Raw genomic sequence first — 18,727 nt, forward strand, 5'->3', positions numbered from 1 at the left:
CGGACACTAGGCTCTAAGCATGAATGAAGCGGCTCTCGTCAGGGACGCGCCGGCCAGCCAGGCCGACGCGTCCCTTGCCGAAATCACGGCCAAGCGCCGCGGGCTGCTCCGGCGCTACCTTTACCAGCACCCCCGGGTGATGGACGGTGTGGTGGTGTTCAGCTACGCGCTGCTGGTGGCGCCGACCGTGGTGGACTCGGTCATGTCCGGCGCCTGGCTGGCGGCGGCGCTCCTCTTCGTGGTCGCCGGGGCCCTGTTCTTCCGGCGCTCCCACTCCGTGGCGTTGGCTGCCTTCGTCGCGGTGATGGAAGTAGCGGTCACGCTGCTGCACCCGTGGGGCTCAAATGTCTCGGCGGGCCTGTGGTTCTCGCTGTATGCCGTGGCCGTGGTGCACACGCGCCGGTTCGCGCTGGTGGCCATGGCCGCCGCCACGGCGCCGCTGGCCCTGCTGTACCTGCTGGCCGCCGTTGGTCCCATGGAGAATTCCTTCGTCCACGATGCCGGCGGCAATCCCGGCGACTTCCACCTCCTGACCAGCATCGCCACCGGCGCCACAATCGCCCTGTCCAACGTCATCGCCACCGGGATCGGCATCTCGGTGCGGCAGCGGCGGGAACATGAGCAGGAGATCGCCGCCTGGGCGGCGCGGACGGCCAGCCTGGCGTCCGTCAACGAACGCAACCGGATCGCCCGCGAAATGCACGACGTCGTGGCGCACTCACTGACGGTGATGGTCAGCCTCTCCGATGGCGCCGCCGTCGTGGTCCGGAAAAGCCCCGACCGCGCCGGCGAAGTGCTGGGCGAACTGTCGCGGACGGGCCGGACCGCCCTGGCGGACATGCGGCGAGTCCTGGGCGTACTCCGGGACGACGCCGGCGGCACGGCGCCACGGCTGCCGCTCGCTTCGGGCGACAGCCTGGCGAAGCTCCTGGAGGGCTTCCGCACCGCGGGCCTGCCGCTGCACTACTCGCACACCGGCCCGGCGCTGCCCGACGACGCGGCCTTCCAGCTGACGGTCTACAGGATTGTGCAGGAGTCACTGACCAATGTGCTCCGCTACGGCCGGTCGCTGGGACGCGTGGACGTGGGCATCGTCCGGGCCGGCTCCACGGTCACCATTGAAGTGCTCGACGACGGCGCGGGAGTCCCGGGCCCGGGCACCTCCGATGGCGGCGGGCCGGGTTCAGGACTCCCAGGCTCCGGCGTCGGGCCCGGTTCCGGCCAGGGGCTGGCGGGGATGGCCGAGCGGGCGCGCATCTACGCAGGCACTGTGGTGGCCGGGCGGCGCGGCCGCGGCTGGCGCGTGTGTGCCGTCCTGACCTGGCCGGCCGACGAGCCCGCGGAAGCCCCACAACCGTCCACCCCGACTGCAAGGCACACGTGACTGAAACCCAACCCATAACCATCCTGCTGGTTGATGACCAGCCGCTGCTGAGGATGGGGTTCCGCCTTATCCTCGAGGGCGAGGAAGACCTGCATATTGTGGGCGAAGCCTCCGACGGTGCCGAGGCGGTCCGGCTGGTCCGCGACCTCAAACCCGACGTGGTGCTGATGGACGTCCGGATGCCCGTGCTGGACGGTATCGAGGCAACCCGCGCCATCACCGCCTCCGGATCCTGCGCCCGGATCATCATCCTCACCACCTTCGATGTGGACGAATACGCCTTCGCCGGGCTCCAGGCAGGCGCGTCCGCGTTCCTCCTCAAGGACGTGGCGCCGTCGGATCTGGTCAATGCCGTCCGGGTGGTGGCCAGCGGGGATGCCGTGGTGGCCCCGCGTGTCACGCAGCGGCTGCTGGAGACCTATGTCCGCGGTGCAGCCGTGCCGGCCCCCTCCACCGCGCCGCGGGATTCGCTGCTCGAAGACCTCACGCCGCGCGAAACAGAAATGCTCGAAGCCATGGCGGAGGGCCTCTCCAATGCCGAGATCGCGCACCGGTATTTCCTCTCCGAGGCAACGGTGAAGACCCACGTCCGCCGGATCCTGACCAAGCTTCACCTGCGCGACCGGGTCCAGGCAGTTGTTTACGCCTACGAGACAGGCCTGGTGGTCCCCAGCAATCCGGATTACTGACGCTGGCGCGGACGACTGACGCTGGCGCGGCCTACTGACGCACAGGTTCCGCACAGGAAGGGCCTATGCAGGGGATAGGCGGGGCGCGTTGGATGGAGCCATGAGCAACCACCTTCCCCACCCCAACCACGACCGCGGCCTTGAGTTTGATCTGTCCACCATGATCAGCCGCCGTTCCCTCGGAATGTTCCTCGGCGCCGGCGGTGCGGCAGCCGCTTTGGCAGCGTGCACCCCCGGCGGGTCAGGCACCACAGCCAGCACGTCGACGTCGGCCGCCACGGAGAGTGCCACAGCCACCGCCAGTGCGGCCACCACGACGGCGACACCCACCGCCAGCCCCACGCTTACCCGGGCGATCGCGGAGTGCGGTGTGGAGATCCCCGAGGAAACAGCAGGTCCCTACCCCGGTGACGGCTCGAACGGCCCCAACGTCCTGGCAGCCTCCGGGGTAGTGCGGCAGGACATCACCTCAAGCTTCGGAACCGGGTCTGCTTCGGCTGAAGGCGTGCCGCTGACGTTCACCCTGACGCTGCTGGACAACGCCAACGGCTGCGTCCCGCTGGCAGGTGCGGCCGTGTACGCCTGGCACTGCGACCGGGACGGCAGGTACTCCATGTACGATTCCGGACTGGCAAACGAAAACTACCTCCGCGGCGTCCAGGAGGCGGACGTCAATGGCCAGGTCACCTTCACCTCCATCTTCCCCGGAGCCTATTCCGGGCGCTGGCCGCATATCCACTTCGAGGTGTTCGAGTCCATGAGCAACGCCACGGCTGCCGGACAGGTGCTGGCGGTATCGCAGATCGCGCTGACCAAGGCCGCCTGCGACGACGTCTACGCCACGCCCGGCTACGAAGCCAGCGTCGCGAACATGAAGCGGACCACCCTGCAGTCGGACAACGTCTTCAGGAATGACGGCGGCATCTACCAGCTGGCAACCATGACCGGATCGGCTTCGGCCGGCTACACCGCGGGGCTCAACGTGACCATCTAGACTCGGAACCATGCCTTCACGCTCCAGTGCCGCCGCCTCCAGTGCCAGTGACCACATCCAGGACCTGGGCGCGTATGTCAGCGCATCGCCGTCGAGCTTCCATGCCGTCCACGAGGCCGCCCGCCGGCTGGATGAAGCCGGGTTCACCGGCCTGGACGAGCGTGAGCCCTGGGCCGGCGGGGCCGGTTCGTTCTACCTGGTCCGCGACGGCGCGCTGATCGCCTGGGTGGTCCCGGAAGACGCCGGACCCACCACCGGGTTCAACATCCTTGGCGCGCACACGGACTCCCCGTCCTTCAAGCTCAAGCCCAAGCCCACCACGGGAGCCTTCGGCTGGCTGCAGGCCGGCGTGGAGGTCTACGGCGGGCCGCTGCTCAACTCCTGGCTGGACCGCGAACTTCGGCTGGCGGGCCGGCTGGTCATGCTGGACGGCACAGAGCACCTCACCGCCACCGGGCCGATGCTCCGCTTCCCGCAGCTGGCCATCCACCTTGACCGTGCCGTGAACGACGGCCTCACCCTGGACAAGCAGCGGCACATGAACCCCGTGTGGGGCCTGGGGGACCCCGCCGATTTTGACCTGCTGGCGGTTTTGGCGTCCCACGTGCCCGGCGCTTCCGTTGATCCGGCCAGGATCGGCGGGTACGACGTCGTTATTGCAGACACGCAGGCACCTGGGGTTTTCGGGGCCAACAGTGAGTTCTTCGCTTCCGGGCGACTGGACAACCTTTCCGCGACGCACGCCGGGCTGGCGGCGCTGATCGCGCATTCTTCAGCTGCGTCTGGCGGCGCGGCAGGTGGGCCGATCGCCGTCCTCGCGGCGTTCGACCACGAGGAAATCGGCTCCAACTCCCGTTCCGGCGCGTGCGGGCCCGTCCTCGAAGACGTCCTCGTGCGGATCTCCGACGGACTCGGCGCCACGGTGAGCCAACGGCGGCAGGCGCTGGCGGCGTCGTTCTGCGTTTCCGCGGACGCCGGCCACGCCGTCCACCCCAACTACCCGGAGCGGCACGATCCGGCCAACCACCCGGTCCTGAACGGCGGCCCGCTGCTCAAGATCAACGCCAACCAGCGGTACGCGACCGATGCCACCGGCGCGGCTTTCTGGGCCAGGCTGTGCGGGGAGGCGAAGGTGCCGTACCAGGAATTTGTGTCCAACAACGTGATGCCCTGCGGCTCCACCATCGGCCCCCTGACCGCCACGCGCCTGGGGATCCGGACTGTCGACGTCGGCGTGCCCCTGCTCTCGATGCACTCCGCACGTGAGCTCTGCGGCGTGGCGGACCCGCACCGGCTGGCAACGGTCACGGAGCTTTTCTTCCGGACTGCGATGTAGGCGTGGCCTGAACGCGGTCAGCCAATTCGGCTATCTGGCCGGAAGGGGCCTCCCAGCGTTCGGTCCGCCCGCTGGCGGATGTCGGCGGTGCTGCGTGGAAGGCGGGACACCTGACGCTACGGGCCATTTTCATCGGGGCTCCCGGGCACTTGGAAATCGTCAACCTGAAGTCCCTTATGCGCGCTAGCCCAGATACAGCGGTCAAATCCCTACAATATGGGCGGAATGAGAACCCTATACCTAACATTCGGACCGGCGGCCAAACCCCTGTACTTGGGTAGGAAACGTATGTCCGGCGCTCAAAAGTGAGTACCTGCCACTGGTGACAGGCGCTTCAGGCCAGCCATAGGCTCATCTCTACGGCCAGAGTCGAAGGCTAAATGAGAGCTGGGGCCAGAGACCAGACCCATGACCGGATAAAGCGATAAATCTGCGCCCGACTTCTGAGTCGAGTGCGGAGTTGACTAAATCCGCAAGCGTCATGAAGTGGTGAGGTATTTGTCTATTTCAACCCAGCTCCCAATAACATTCCCGATGCTGGCCTTCGAAGCTCCGAGGGCGTCAGTCAGTGTCGTCATTCCCACGCTGAACGAGGCGAGGAATATCCCGTGGGTTCTTCGCCGGATTCCCTCGTATGTGGACGAGGTTGTCATCGTGGACGGCCGTTCCACGGACAACACGGTGGGGGTAGCCCGCGCTATCCGTGACAATCTTGTCATCGTCGATGAGCAGCGCAAGGGTAAGGGCGTGGCCCTCCGTTCGGGTTTTGCCGCAGCCTCGGGGGACATCATTGTCATGCTGGATGCGGATGGCAGCATGGATCCCCAGGAGATCGGCTGGTTCGTTGCCCCGCTTCAGCACGATTTCGACTTCGTCAAGGGCTCGCGCCATGTCACGGGCGGAGGATCCGAAGACCTGACCCGGCTGAGGAAGGCCGGCAACCGCGCTCTGACCGGATTGGCCAATGCGGTCCTGCATAGCAACTACTCTGACCTTTGCTATGGATATATTGCGTTTCGGAGGGAATGCCTGGAGATCCTTCAGCTGGAATCGGACGGCTTTGAAATTGAGACCGAGCTGATTGTCCGGGCGGCAAAGGCCGGTCTGCGCATTGCCGAAGTCCCCAGCCTGGAGCTGGACCGGATCTCCGGCGCGTCGAACCTGCAGACGTTCCGTGATGGCTGGCGGGTACTGGGAACGCTGGCGCGCGAATGCACCATGTGGGAGGCGCCCACCGCAGGCGCCAGACCTGAAGCCCTCCGCCGGGTGAAATATACCTACGCAAATGTCAGCGTCCCGCGGACGCCTATGGATCCTCAAACGGTTCTCTCCCTGGTTCGGGGAGCGTAGCATGCTGGATCGTGGTGCACGCCCGAGCGTAACGATCGTCATTTGTGCTTATACCGAAAGGCGTTGGGACCGGTTGCTGGACGTCATAGAGTCCGTCCGGGCCCAATCAGTTGCACCCCAGGAGGTCCTGGTGGTGATTGACCATAACGCGGGCCTCTACGAGCGGCTCACCGAAATTGTGGATGACGTGACGGTGGTGGAGAGCAGCGGTCCACGCGGGTTGTCCGGAGCGCGGAACACCGGCGTCTTACTTGCCGACTCGGACATTGTGGCCTTCCTCGACGACGACGCCGAGGCAGCCCCGGACTGGCTTCAACGGCTGCTTGCCCTTTATGACGATCCTGATGTCCTGGCCGTCGGCGGCCGCGTGGAACCGGTGTGGGAAACAGGCCGTCCGGGCTACTTCGGTGAAGAGCTCGACTGGATCGTAGGATGCAGCCACCGCGGAATGCCCAAGGTGGCCTCCGAGGTCCGGAACGTCATCGGCGCAAACATGTCCTTCAGGCTCGAAGTCCTCCGCCAGGTTGGCGGCTTCAACCTTTCGCTGGGGCGCCAGGGCACTTTGCCCCTTGGCTGCGAGGAGACCGAGATCTGCATCCGTTCGAAGATAGGCTCACCCGGATCGCGGATCGTCTACGAACCCGCGGCTTTGGTCCGTCACCATGTGCCGGCGGACAGGGGGACATTGCGCTACATGCTGTCGCGTTCTTGGTCCGAGGGTATCTCCAAAGCCCAGGTCAGCCGGGTGGTAGGCCAAAAGCGGGCTCTCGGCCCTGAGCGGCGATACGTGCGCAGCGTACTGCCGCGGGCCGTTTTTTCCGGGATTCGTGATTGGGGCCGGGGCGACAACCCGCAGGGGCTGGGCCGGGCGGGAGCCGTCATCGCAGTCCTGGCTTGGACGGCCGCCGGGTACGTACGCGGACGCCGGCTAGCGCACGTGGAGGGCCGCCCGCTGTCCGGGACCGTCATTGCGCGCGCACCGTGGAGCGAGGTCCAGTGAGCGAACGTGTCGATGAAACGGCTTGCCCGCAACACGTGAGCAGCAGCCGTGCTTTGGGCCAGCCCCCGCGGTTATGCCGATAATTCCAGGCTCTCCACCCCATCTGACCTGTGACGACGCATAAAGGTCCGCATAACGCGAACATCGGCATAAACAGGCGAGAAGTGCGGCCTATCAAATTCCTGAACCTTGTGTCGCAGGTTCGAATCCTGCGACGGGCGCGTCGCTAAACGTGGCCGGGACCTCATCCCTAGGGATGGGGTCCCGGCCATGTTTAGTGCTCTTCCTGCCTGACCTAGCTCAGGGTGAGGATGAGCTTGGGTGCGAAGGTGCTGCCGGTCTCCTTGGAGTTGAGGTCCAGGCCGTCGCTGCTGCTGGTGTCCATTCCCAGGGAGAGCTGTTGGCCGAGCTCGCCGGTCAGTCCGCTGACCGTCAGCGGAATGTTGTAGTTGGTGTTGGTGGTTGTCGGGCCGAGGGTGCCGATGCTGGTGCCGAGCGCCGGGCGGAGGCTGTACGTTATCCCAGTCTCGGTCCAGCTGTCATCGGCGACCAGCTTGATGTTCTGCGTGCCCGTTGACCCGCTCCCAGCGCTGCGCAGCTGCAACGTTGCACTCTGGATGGTCCTGCCCGCATACGCTGACAGGTCGAACTTCAGGTACGTGATCTCCACCGGGCTGTTGTCCACACCCAGCAAGGTACTTGTGCCATTGTTCGTCCCCGGCGCCGCGCTCGTCACATAGCTGTCAGCGGTGGCCGTGAGCGTGACGGTTTCCGGCGTGCCGCCACCCGCGGGAGCCGTGGTGAAGGTCCAGGTCCTGTCCGTCGCCAGCGCGTTGCCGGCAACATCCTTCACCCCAGCGGAGCCGCTCTCGATCGTGGCCGTGTACGTCGTGTTTGCGGCCAGGTCAGCATTCGGGTTCAACGTCGCAACGTTGCCCGCGCTGCTGTACGTCACAGCGGCCGGCACCGGAGTTGCCCCCGGCCCCGTCAACGTGAACGTGCTCGAGGTGACCGTCGAGGCATTCATCGCCTCCGAGAACGTCCCCGTCACATTCGCTGTCACTGCCACACCAGTTGCCAGGTCAGTCGGAGAGGTTCCCGTCACGGTCGGAGCCGTCGTATCACCGCCACCACCGCCACCGCTCAGGGTGAGGATGAGCTTGGGTGCGAAGGTGCTGCCGGTCTCCTTGGAGTTGAGGTCCAGGCCGTCGCTGCTGCTGGTGTCCATTCCCAGGGAGAGCTGTTGGCCGAGCTCGCTGGTCAGTCCGCTGACCGTCAGCGGAATGTTGTAGTTGGTGTTGGTGGTTGTCGGGCCGAGGGTGCCGATGCTGGTGCCGAGCGCCGGGCGGAGGCTGTACGTTATCCCAGTCTCGGTCCAGCTGTCATCGGCGACCAGCTTGATGTTCTGCGTGCCCGTTGACCCGCTCCCGGCGCTGCGCAGCTGCAACGTTGCACTCTGGATGGTCCTGCCCGCATACGCTGACAGGTCGAACTTCAGGTACGTGATCTCCACCGGGCTGTTGTCCACACCCAGCAAGGTACTTGTGCCATTGTTCGTCCCCGGCGCCGCGCTCGTCACATAGCTGTCAGCGGTGGCCGTGAGCGTGACGGTCTCGGGCGTGCCGCCGCCCGCGGGAGCCGTGGTGAAGGTCCAGGTCCTGTCCGTCGCCAGCGCGTTGCCGGCAACATCCTTCACCCCATTGGGGCCGCTCTCGATCGTGGCCGTGTACGTCGTGTTTGCGGTCAGGTCAGCATTCGGGTTCAACGTCGCAATGTTGCCCGCGCTGCTGTACGTCACAGCGGCCGGCACCGGCGTCGTCCCCGGCCCCGTCAACGTGAACGTGCTCGAGGTGACCGTCGAGGCGTCCATCGCCTCGGAGAACGACCCCGTCACATTCGCCGTCACCGCCACACCAGTCGCACCAGCAGCCGGAGACGTACCCGTCACCGTCGGAGCCGTCGTATCGCTGGGGCCGACGCTCCAGAGATGCGTCGCTGCTGTCGCGTCGGTGTTTCCGGCTGCGTCGGTGCCCCAGACACCGAATGTGTGGGATCCGATCGACAACCCGGTGTAGGTCTGGGGCGAGGTGCATGCGACGCGCGACGCACCATCCAGGCTGCACTGGAATGTCGAATTGGCTTCACTCGAGGTGAATGCGAAGGAGGCGCTGGTCGACGTCGATGTCGCAGGTGGTCCCGACGTGATCGTCGTCTCCGGGGGCGTGGTGTCCCCCTCCGGAGGCGTCGTGTCCACGGTCCACGTATAGCTGGCGGGGGTCGGGTCATCGCCGTTCTGGTCAGAGGCACGAACCTGGAAGGTATGCGCGCCATCGAGCAGTCCAGGGTACGACACCGGACTGGTGCAGTTGACGAATGCTGCCGAGTCGAGCGAGCAGGCGAAGGTCGCGCTGGTCGATGTCGAGGTGAAGCTGAACTGAGCCGTTGTGGAGTTCGTCGGGTTAGCCGGCTTGCCCGTGATCGTGGTGTCAGGCGGATCGGGGGTGGTGGTCCCAGCCCCGATTTTGCGCGGGTCGTAGGCCGCATCGACGAGCAAAGCCGGTGCGTAGGCGGCAGCGATGGACTGCCATGGCACCACCTTGAAGTTCTGGCGCTGCCCGTTGTCGTTGCCGTGGTCCTGTGTGACGAAGAAGCCCTGGGGGAAAGGCCCACCGACGCCGAAGTTGGTGACGTCTATTCCGTCCATGCCGGTGACAGCGTCGATCCCGTTCCCGGCCGGGATGGCGAAGGCTCCCAGCGGCCGGTTGTCGTCGCGGGCATAGACGTGGAATCGGTTGGAGCCCTGGCTCGCGGCCAGCAGGTAACCGGCGCCACCGCTACCGTAGTAGATGCTGATGCCCTTGATGTCCTGGACGATGTCGCCGCCATTCTCGATCGTGTTGACAACTTTCGTCCCGACGGTCGAGTCCCCGGGCTCGGCGCCGTAGCGCCAGATTCCGCCGATGTCCTCCTGTGCAAGGTAGAGCCGCTTCATCTCATCATCGGCCACCAGGCCCTCGGTGTGGGCCGGGCCGCTCACCGTCCAGCTGCGAACGAGCCGGCCGGTAACTGATCCGGTGGAGCCGTCAAGTTCCCACTGCTCGACCTTGCCGATATCGGTGACATAGGCGAAGTACTTACCGGTCTCCGGGGAGTGGTAGAAGGAGAACCCGCGGGGCGTGCCGATGTTGGCAGTGGGCGCGAAGCTGCCGACCTTAGTCAGCGAGCGATCCGACTCGTTGACCTTGTAGAAGTCAAGGCTCCGTGCCCGGTTCGAGGCACCGACCAAGCCGACGCGGCTGCTGCCGAGGGGGAAGTTGTAGCGGACATCAACATTGTTCATCCGTCCGTCGGGGTAGTAGAACAACTCCCGTCCAGACAGGTCGTAGACGACAAGACCGTGCCCATCCGTGCTCTTGTCCGTGCCGATGATGGTGCTCTTCGACGGGTCGGTGGGATGGATCCAGATGGCTGGGTCGTCCGCAGCATCCCCTGATCCGTGTATCGGGGCAGTTTCGACCGTTGCGCTCACCTGCAATACGGCCGCACTCGCGACCGGAGCGGCGAGCCCCACAAGTAGTCCAGCCACCGTCAAGGGGGTGAGGATTCTGATGACCATACGCATGGTGACCTCTCTGTCATCTGGTAGAAAGTCCCGGGAAACCGGGCTTGAAAAAGGGAGATGTGCATGCGGATGTGCGCAATGACGTTCAACGGGTGACGGATGAATCTACGGTCACCCCGCGGAGTGAACTCACGTACTGCGACCTTGGCTAAACGTGGCCGGGACCTCATCCCTAGGGATGGGGTCCCGGCCATGTTTAGTGCTCTTCCTGCCTGACCTAGCTCAGGGTGAGGATGAGCTTGGGTGCGAAGGTGCTGCCGGTCTCCTTGGAGTTGAGGTCCAGGCCGTCGCTGCTGCTGGTGTCCATTCCCAGGGAGAGCTGTTGGCCGAGCTCGCCGGTCAGTCCGCTGACCGTCAGCGGAATGTTGTAGTTGGTGTTGGTGGTTGTCGGGCCGAGGGTGCCGATGCTGGTGCCGAGCGCCGGGCGGAGGCTGTACGTTATCCCAGTCTCGGTCCAGCTGTCATCGGCGACCAGCTTGATGTTCTGCGTGCCCGTTGACCCGCTCCCAGCGCTGCGCAGCTGCAACGTTGCACTCTGGATGGTCCTGCCCGCATACGCTGACAGGTCGAACTTCAGGTACGTGATCTCCACCGGGCTGTTGTCCACACCCAGCAAGGTACTTGTGCCATTGTTCGTCCCCGGCGCCGCGCTCGTCACATAGCTGTCAGCGGTGGCCGTGAGCGTGACGGTCTCGGGCGTGCCGCCGCCCGCGGAAGCCGTGGTGAAGGTCCAGGTCCTGTCCGTCGCCAGCGCGTTGCCGGCAACATCCTTCACCCCAGCGGAGCCGCTCTCGATCGTGGCCGTGTACGTCGTGTTTGCGGCCAGGTCAGCAGTCGGGTTCAACGTCGCAATGTTGCCCGCGCTGCTGTACGTCACAGCGGCCGGCACCGGCGTCGTCCCCGGCCCCGTCAACGTGAACGTGCTCGAGGTGACCGTCGAGGCGTCCATCGCCTCGGAGAACGTCCCCGTCACATTCGCCGTCACCGCCACACCAGTCGCACCAGCAGCCGGAGACGTACCCGTCACCGTCGGAGCCGTCGTATCACCGCCACCCGCGGGAGCCGTGGTGAAGGTCCAGGTCCTGTCCGTCGCCAGCGCGTTGCCGGCAACATCCTTCACCCCATTGGGGCCGCTCTCGATCGTCGCCGTGTACGTCGTGTTTGCGGTCAGGTCAGCATTCGGGTTCAACGTCGCAATGTTGCCCGCGCTGCTGTACGTCACAGCGGCCGGCACCGGCGTCGTCCCCGGCCCCGTCAACGTGAACGTGCTCGAGGTGACCGTCGAGGCATTCATCGCCTCCGAGAACGACCCCGTCACATTCGCCGTCACCGCCACACCAGTCGCACCAGCAGCCGGAGACGTACCCGTCACGGTCGGAGCCGTCGTATCACCGCCACCACCGCCACCGCTCAGGGTGAGGATGAGCTTGGGTGCGAAGGTGCTGCCGGCCTCCTTGGAGTTGAGGTCCAGGCCGTCGCCGCTGCTGGTGTCCATTCCCAGGGAGAGCTGTTGGCCGAGCTCGCTGGTCAGTCCGCTGACCGTCAGCGGAATGTTGTAGTTGGTGTTGGTGGTTGTCGGGCCGAGGGTGCCGATGCTGGTGCCGAGCGCCGGGCGGAGGCTGTACGTTATCCCAGTCTCGGTCCAGCTGTCATCGGCGACCAGCTTGATGTTCTGCGTGCCCGTTGACCCGCTCCCGGCGCTGCGCAGCTGCAACGTTGCACTCTGGATGGTCCTGCCCGCATACGCTGACAGGTCGAACTTCAGGTACGTGATCTCCACCGGGCTGTTGTCCACACCCAGCAAGGTACTTGTGCCATTGTTCGTCCCCGGCGCCGCGCTCGTCACATAGCTGTCAGCGGTGGCCGTGAGCGTGACGGTTTCCGGCGTGCCGCCGCCTGCGGAAGCCGTGGTGAAGGTCCAGGTCCTGTCCGTCGCCAGCGCGTTGCCGGCAACATCCTTCACCCCAGCGGAGCCGCTCTCGATCGTGGCCGTGTACGTCGTGTTTGCGGTCAGGTCAGCATTCGGGTTCAACGTCGCAACGTTGCCCGCGCTGCTGTACGTCACAGCGGCCGGCACCGGAGTTGCCCCCGGCCCCGTCAACGTGAACGTGCTCGAGGTGACGGTCGAGGCATTCATCGCCTCCGAGAACGTCCCCGTCACATTCGCTGTCACTGCCACACCAGTTGCCAGGTCAGTCGGAGAGGTTCCCGTCACGGTCGGAGGCGTAGTATCGCCGCCACCCGCGGGAGCCGTGGTGAAGGTCCAGGTCTTGTCCGTCGCCAGCGCGTTGCCGGCAACATCCTTCACCCCATTGGGGCCGCTCTCGATCGTCGCCGTGTACGTCGTGTTTGCGGTCAGGTCAGCATTCGGGTTCAACGTCGCAATGTTGCCCGCGCTGCTGTACGTCACAGCTGCCTGCACCGTCCCCGTCGGCCCCGTCAACGTGAACGTGCTCGAGGTGACCGTCGAGGCATTCATCGCCTCCGAGAACGTCCCCGTCACATTCGCCGTCACTGCCACACCAGTCGCCCCATCAGTCGGAGACGTACCCGTCACCGTCGGAGCCGTAGTATCACCACCACCACCGCTGGGGTCGTAAGAGTGCCAGTACCGGTTTGTGGCGTTCACATCGGCGAGCAACAGCAGACCGCTGTTGGCCGTGCCCCACGCCGCACTGTTGAGGTTCTGCTTCGTTGACGTCACGTTGTGGACATACTGGTCCGCGTCCACGATACGAGCCGTCTTCGCGGAGGTGAAGCTGATGTTGTTCAGCGGCGAGGACTTCTCGTAGATCGCACCCCCCGAGGTGGTGCAGACACCAGCGTTCGTCGTGCCACTCGGCTTCGGATAGGTGGCGAAGGTACGCAGCCTCTGCGTGCTCTCATCAATCAGGACGATCACGCGGTTCGGGCACTCCGAGACAGGCGCGATCGTGTGCGCCGACCAGGTCGTGCCATTCAATGCCAGCAGCTGGATCAGCGGCTGCGGCGCCGACGTGAAGGACGTCTTGACGGCGGCGAAAACCCGATCACCCGAGGAGTCCAGCCACTTCAAGTTCATATGGTCATCGCTGCTGCCCTGCCCCGACACCACCGCCACAGGAGTGGTCCAGCCGGTGTTCGGGGCTCCGCCGACACTGTCGGCACGGTGGCTCCAGTACATGCCGTCGGTGGAGCCACCGACCTGCCGGCTCCACATCACACCCATCTTGCCGGGTCCGAACGCGATCAGAGCCGACGTGTCGTCCACAGACACGTTGCTCAATGACGCAGGATGCTGGAACGGCGTCCCCCACGTCTTGCCATCCGTGCCGGTGGCGTTCAGATAAATCCGGTTCCCCTGCTGCCACGTGGCCCACACCCGACCCGTCGAGTCCTTATCGATGGTCAGGGCCTCAACGCGGTAGTTGTTGATGTTTGTAGGACTCTGCGCCAGCAGCGAGTACGTCTTTGTACTCGAGCTGTAACTGTAACGCCGCATCGTCGTCGGGAAGCCCGCCTCAGCCGGCACACCGTCGTTGACGAACCGATAGCTCGCCACAAACAACGTCGTCCCGTCCCACAACACGTCATGATGAGTGTTCGCCCGCGGGTCCGTCGCCACACCCGTATCGACCCACGAACTCGACGCGGCATTGAACCGGAAGATATGAAAATCCGAGCTGGCAGTGTCCCACAGGTTCCCCCACCAGAGCCCGTCGTTGAACCACAACCCGCTCGTCGCCCGCTTCGAGCCCGTCGGCGTCCCCGTCCCCGAATGCGACGGACCCTCAACCCCAACATCACCCGGAGCAGCCGACGCCGCAACCGGCACCACCAGAACACCACCCAGCGCAAGCAGCAGCGCTGTCAGCAGTGCATGGAGCCGCAGATTCCGCGACGCGCGTAGACGAAGACCAGCCGAGCGACCACCTCCCCGCCTTACGCATAGGGTGCTAAGGGCGAGTGCCTGGCTTAGCCACTTGACGGGCCTATTTATCTTCATGGCTGATCTCCTGGGTTCTTGGATGTCACGCCTGAGCTCCGTGTATGCGTCGACAGAAACGACGGCAGAAGCCCTAGGCACCCAGCGTAGGAGCGCCCAATGAGGCCGCACAATGACAGCCCTGTACCTAATAATTACTGTGTTCCTAATACCCCATACCTAAAGAATTCACCCGTTGGTAAATCCCTGTACTTACGAACGGCCAGCGGGAGTGCTCTTAAAAGCGAGTACTGACTACTCGTGATAGCTCATGGAGCGCCACGTAGGCTCTTTGCACGGCCAGAGTCAATGGCAATGAATGAGAGCTGGGCCAGAGACCAGACCCATGACCGGATGAAGCGCTAGTGCCGCGCCCGACTTCCGAGCCGAGTGCGGAGTTGACTAAATCCGCAAGCGTCATGAAGTGGTGAGGCATTTGTCTATTTCAACCCAGCTCCCAATAACATTCCCGATGCTGGCCTTCGAAGCTCCGAGGGCGTCAGTCAGTGTCGTCATTCCCACGCTGAACGAGGCGAGGAATATCCCGTGGGTTCTTCGCCGGATTCCCTCGTATGTGGACGAGGTTGTCATCGTGGACGGCCGTTCCACGGACAACACGGTGGGGGTAGCCCGCGCTATCCGTGACAACCTTGTCATCGTCGATGAGCAGCGCAAGGGTAAGGGCGTGGCCCTCCGCTCGGGTTTTGCCGCAGCCTCAGGGGACATCATTGTCATGCTGGATGCGGATGGCAGCATGGATCCCCAGGAGATCGGCTGGTTCGTTGCCCCGCTTCAGCACGATTTCGACTTCGTCAAGGGCTCGCGCCATGTCACGGGCGGAGGATCCGAAGACCTGACCCGGCTGAGGAAGGCCGGCAACCGCGCTCTGACCGGATTGGCCAATGCGGTCCTGCATAGCAACTACTCTGACCTTTGCTATGGATATATTGCGTTTCGGAGGGAATGCCTGGAGATCCTTCAGCTGGAATCGGACGGCTTTGAAATTGAGACCGAGCTGATTGTCCGGGCGGCAAAGGCCGGTCTGCGCATTGCCGAAGTCCCCAGCCTGGAGCTGGACCGGATCTCCGGCGCGTCGAACCTGCAGACGTTCCGTGATGGCTGGCGGGTACTGGGAACGCTGGCGCGCGAATGCACCATGTGGGAGGCGCCCACCGCAGGCGCCAGACCTGAAGCCCTCCGCCGGGTGAAATACACCTACGCAAATGTCAGCGTCCCGCGGACGCCTATGGATCCCCAAACGGTTCTCTCCGCGGCTCGGGGAGGCCAGCATGTTTAGCCTTAACCCGCCGCCGACGGCCTCTATTGTCATTTGTACCTACACCGCGAAGCGTTGGGACCTGCTACTGGATGTCATCGAGTCCGTCCGGGCCCAAACGGTCGCGCCCCAGGAGGTCCTGGTGGTGATTGACCACAACGAGGCTCTGTATGAGCGGCTCATCGAGATCGTGGACAACGTGACAGTAGTCGAGAGCTCCGGCCCCCCGGGGCTCTCAGGCGCACGAAATACCGGGGTGGGCCTGGCAGATTCCGACGTAGTGGCTTTCTTGGACGACGATGCCGAAGCCGCGCCGGACTGGCTGGAGCGCCTGCTTGCCCTTTATGACGATCCTGATGTCCTGGCCGTCGGCGGCCGCGTGGAACCGGTGTGGGAAACGGGCCGTCCGGGCTACTTCGGTGAAGAGCTCGACTGGATCGTAGGATGCAGCCACCGCGGAATGCCCAAGGTGGCCTCCGAGGTCCGGAACGTCATCGGCGCAAACATGTCCTTCAGGCTCGAAGTCCTCCGCCAGGTTGGCGGCTTCAATGTCTCCCTCGGCCGGCAGGGCACGAAACCGCTCGGGTGCGAGGAGACCGAAATTTGCATCCGCTCCAAGATGGGCGCGCCTGGGTCACGGATCGTCTACGAGCCGGCCGCTCTGGTTCGTCACCACGTCCCTGCCGACAGGGGAACCATCCCCTACATGTTGTCGCGTTCCTGGTCCGAAGGTATCTCCAAAGCCCAGGTCAGCCAGATCGTTGGCCACAAGCGGGCACTCGGCCCTGAGCGGCGATACGTGCGCAGCGTACTGCCGCGGGCCGTTTTTTCCGGGATTCGTGACTGGGGCCGGGGATCAAACCCCCAGGGCTTGGGCCGCGCTGGTGCGGTGATGGCCGTTCTGGCGTGCACTGCCGCTGGCTATCTGCGAGGGCGCCGGATCGCGCATATCGAGGGCCGCGCATCGGCCGGGACAGCGCTCATAGGCACACCATGGAGGGAGGTCCAGTGAGCGAACGCGTCGACGAACTTAGCCCGGTCGAGGACCGGGCTGCACTGAAGCTGGCCCCCGCCATGGAGTGCGCCTTGCCGCCGGAGTGCTTTCCCTGCCTCATTCCTGATCGATAGGGTGGGCTGGGACGCCGACCCATGTTTCGCCGTCGGGTACGTTGCTCAACACTGCCGCCCCATTTCCAACGGTCGCGTAGGACCCCACTGAAGTCCGTGCACGTACGCTGGAATTCAGTCCCAGGTAGGCCGCCCGGCCGATCCGGACTCCGCCGCCCAGCGACACACCGGCCGCGAACGTCGCGAAGTCCGCCACGTCGTCGTCGTGCGTGAAAGTCACGGACGGCATGGCCACAACATGCGCCCCAAGCGTGACCGAAGCCGTCAGCGTCACATTCCGCAGCATGATGCTGCCCCGGCCGATCCGGCAACCCTCGGGGCACTCCACGGTGGGGTCGATCGCTGTGGCGTACCGGGCATCGCGCACGCCCTGGACCGCCAGCCGTTCCACAACGGTTTCCCGGGATTTTCCCGAGGCCAGGCATACCAGCACCAGTGCGTGCGTGAACTTGGAGGCGTCGTCAATGGTCCCCAGCACCGGCGCGCCGTCCACGGTGACGCCTGCCATTTCCTTATCGTCGTCGAGCAGCCCGACGACGTCGTACTGCCCGCTGGCGCGGACCATGGTCAGGACCTCCCGGGCCAGCCCGCTTGCTGCGATCAGCACGAGTTCGCTCACCGGCGTACACCGGCGGCCGCCCGTACGCTGTTCATGACCCGGTTCAGGCCCACGTTGTCTAGGCCGTGGAAAATCGGGAGAACCAGGGTTCGGTCCGTCAGCCGTTCGGTGTTCTGGAGCCCTGCGTTGCCAGTTTCGCGCCACCGGTAGGCAGGCTGCCGGTGAGCCGCCATGGCGCCGCGGCGCGCCGAAATTCCGGCATCGGCCAGGCGGGCCAGGAGCTCTTCGCGGTCAATGGCGAAATCCGGGAGGACTTCGACCCAAAAGGACTGGAAGTTGGCCGTCCCGTATGGTGGGTCGGTCACAAACCGCAGACCAGCCAGGCCGGAAAGCCCTGCCTCATACTTCGCGGCGATCTCCCGGCGGCGAGCCACTATCTCGCCCAGCCGGCCCAGCTGCACGATGCCGACGGTGGCCTGCAGATCCGTCATCTGGTAGTCGAAGCCGACCTCGACGTACACCTCCGGCGCGGCAATGCGGGATCCGCGACGGTCCGCCGCCGGCACGTTCAGGGAGTGGCCGCGGAGGCTCCGGGCCCGTGCCGCCCAGTCCGCCCGGTGGGTTGTCAGCATGCCGCCCTCGCCAGTGGTCAGCACATTGTCCTGGTGGAACGACCACACGGAAATGTCGGCCCCCGAGCCCACGGGCCTGCCCTTGTATTCCGAGCCAACCGCGCAGCCGGCGTCTTCGATCACAGTGATTTCGTGACGGTCGCACAGCTCGCGGACGGGGTCCAGGTCAACGGGCACGCCAGCCTGGTCCACCACGATCACGGCCCGCGTATCCAGGGTCAATGCCGCCCGGACCGTGGCCGCAGTCACGGTTCCGGTGGCGGGGTCCACGTCGCAGAAAACCGGCCGTGCCCCGATATACGTCACCGCATTCGCCGTGGCGATGAAGGCCAGCGACGGCACCACCACGTCATCGCCGGGACCGATGCCGGCCACTATCAGCGCCAAGTGCAGTGCGGTGGTACTGCTGGAGGTTGCGACAGCGTGGCGCACTTCTTGAGAGGCGCTGAACCTCGCTTCGAACTCCCTGACCTTGGGCCCTTGCGAGAGCAGACCGGAGGCCAGGACGTCCGCCACGGCTCGGGCTTCTTTGTCGCCGAGCCAGGGTTCCATGACGTTGATGCGGGCAAGGACGGTTTCCGCAGTCACCGTGCACCGGCCTTCCTGGTGGCCGTTCTCATGTCCGAGTCCTTCCCACGTGCAGCTCCGGGATGTGCATTGCCTATTGCAAAATTAGTCCGTTCCGTCCCGTTCCGGTGCGGAACGGAGGCGGTACTGCGGGCGCTGACCGGGAACAATGCGGGAACTGCGGGTACCTGCAACGCGGGCGCCTCAGCCGGGGGCGCGGCGGCGG

12 protein-coding genes are annotated in these 18,727 nt (G+C 65.0%); 8 read left to right on the plus strand and 4 right to left on the minus strand.

Annotated elements, in window-relative coordinates; genetic code table 11:
* Positions 1 to 19 precede the first annotated feature (19 nt).
* The 6 genes from AU252_RS10455 (at position 20) to AU252_RS10480 (ending at position 6,753) form a co-directional block, all read left to right on the plus strand.
* The gene (locus AU252_RS10455) at positions 20 to 1,384 is read left to right on the plus strand and encodes a sensor histidine kinase (protein ID WP_058930656.1); all 1,365 of its coding nucleotides are present in this window, start codon (positions 20 to 22) and stop codon (positions 1,382 to 1,384) included.
* The gene (locus AU252_RS10460; protein ID WP_083510346.1) at positions 1,381 to 2,073 is read left to right on the plus strand and encodes a response regulator; all 693 of its coding nucleotides are present in this window, start codon (positions 1,381 to 1,383) and stop codon (positions 2,071 to 2,073) included. The genes AU252_RS10455 and AU252_RS10460 overlap by 4 nt, the downstream gene beginning before the upstream one ends.
* A gap of 100 nt (positions 2,074 to 2,173) precedes the next feature.
* Positions 2,174 to 3,067, plus strand: a complete 894-nt coding sequence (locus tag AU252_RS10465; protein WP_058930657.1) for an intradiol ring-cleavage dioxygenase — start codon at positions 2,174 to 2,176, stop codon at positions 3,065 to 3,067.
* Positions 3,068 to 3,077: 10 nt separating this feature from the next.
* Positions 3,078 to 4,403, plus strand: coding sequence for a M18 family aminopeptidase (locus AU252_RS10470; protein ID WP_058930658.1), 1,326 nt, complete (start codon positions 3,078 to 3,080; stop codon positions 4,401 to 4,403).
* Between the two features lie 534 nt (positions 4,404 to 4,937).
* Entirely contained in the window at positions 4,938 to 5,753 is an 816-nt protein-coding gene (locus tag AU252_RS10475; protein WP_058930659.1) for a glycosyltransferase family 2 protein, read from the plus strand.
* 1 nt (position 5,754) lies between these two features.
* A complete protein-coding gene (locus AU252_RS10480; protein ID WP_058930660.1) occupies positions 5,755 to 6,753 on the plus strand; it encodes a glycosyltransferase family 2 protein in 999 nt (332 codons plus the stop codon).
* 295 nt (positions 6,754 to 7,048) lie between these two features.
* On the opposite strand, the gene AU252_RS24525 is transcribed toward AU252_RS10480, so the two are convergent.
* Complete coding sequence (locus AU252_RS24525) at positions 7,049 to 10,375, minus strand: phytase (protein WP_083510347.1); 3,327 nt, start codon at positions 10,373 to 10,375, stop codon at positions 7,049 to 7,051.
* A gap of 217 nt (positions 10,376 to 10,592) precedes the next feature.
* Positions 10,593 to 14,360, minus strand: a complete 3,768-nt coding sequence (locus tag AU252_RS24530; RefSeq protein WP_083510348.1) for an Ig-like domain-containing protein — start codon at positions 14,358 to 14,360, stop codon at positions 10,593 to 10,595.
* Between the two features lie 451 nt (positions 14,361 to 14,811).
* Between AU252_RS24530 and AU252_RS10495 the strand changes: the two genes are divergently transcribed.
* Positions 14,812 to 15,636, plus strand: a complete 825-nt coding sequence (locus tag AU252_RS10495) for a glycosyltransferase family 2 protein (protein WP_058930661.1) — start codon at positions 14,812 to 14,814, stop codon at positions 15,634 to 15,636.
* Positions 15,629 to 16,627, plus strand: coding sequence for a glycosyltransferase (locus AU252_RS10500; protein WP_058930662.1), 999 nt, complete (start codon positions 15,629 to 15,631; stop codon positions 16,625 to 16,627). The genes AU252_RS10495 and AU252_RS10500 overlap by 8 nt, the downstream gene beginning before the upstream one ends.
* A gap of 99 nt (positions 16,628 to 16,726) precedes the next feature.
* On the opposite strand, the gene AU252_RS10505 is transcribed toward AU252_RS10500, so the two are convergent.
* Together AU252_RS10505 and AU252_RS10510 are read right to left on the minus strand one after the other, a co-directional pair.
* Complete coding sequence (locus AU252_RS10505; protein WP_058930663.1) at positions 16,727 to 17,362, minus strand: NeuD/PglB/VioB family sugar acetyltransferase; 636 nt, start codon at positions 17,360 to 17,362, stop codon at positions 16,727 to 16,729.
* On the minus strand, positions 17,359 to 18,522 hold the full coding sequence (locus AU252_RS10510) for a DegT/DnrJ/EryC1/StrS family aminotransferase (RefSeq protein ID WP_240484374.1): 1,164 nt from the start codon (positions 18,520 to 18,522) through the stop codon (positions 17,359 to 17,361). Before AU252_RS10510 ends, AU252_RS10505 begins: the two co-directional genes overlap by 4 nt.
* Positions 18,523 to 18,727 lie beyond the last annotated feature (205 nt).

It is taken from the genome of Pseudarthrobacter sulfonivorans (assembly GCF_001484605.1).
GTDB lineage: Bacteria > Actinomycetota > Actinomycetes > Actinomycetales > Micrococcaceae > Arthrobacter > Arthrobacter sulfonivorans_A.

Coding starts and splice junctions, on each gene's coding strand:
- AU252_RS10455 (WP_058930656.1), top strand. CDS start 20: ATGAATGAAGCGGCTCTCGTCAGGGACGCGCCGGCCAGCCAGGCCGAC.
- AU252_RS10465 (WP_058930657.1), top strand. CDS start 2,174: ATGAGCAACCACCTTCCCCACCCCAACCACGACCGCGGCCTTGAGTTT.
- AU252_RS10470 (WP_058930658.1), top strand. CDS start 3,078: ATGCCTTCACGCTCCAGTGCCGCCGCCTCCAGTGCCAGTGACCACATC.
- AU252_RS10475 (WP_058930659.1), top strand. CDS start 4,938: ATGCTGGCCTTCGAAGCTCCGAGGGCGTCAGTCAGTGTCGTCATTCCC.
- AU252_RS10480 (WP_058930660.1), top strand. CDS start 5,755: ATGCTGGATCGTGGTGCACGCCCGAGCGTAACGATCGTCATTTGTGCT.
- AU252_RS24525 (WP_083510347.1), bottom strand. CDS start 10,375: ATGCGTATGGTCATCAGAATCCTCACCCCCTTGACGGTGGCTGGACTA.
- AU252_RS24530 (WP_083510348.1), bottom strand. CDS start 14,360: ATGAAGATAAATAGGCCCGTCAAGTGGCTAAGCCAGGCACTCGCCCTT.
- AU252_RS10495 (WP_058930661.1), top strand. CDS start 14,812: ATGCTGGCCTTCGAAGCTCCGAGGGCGTCAGTCAGTGTCGTCATTCCC.
- AU252_RS10500 (WP_058930662.1), top strand. CDS start 15,629: ATGTTTAGCCTTAACCCGCCGCCGACGGCCTCTATTGTCATTTGTACC.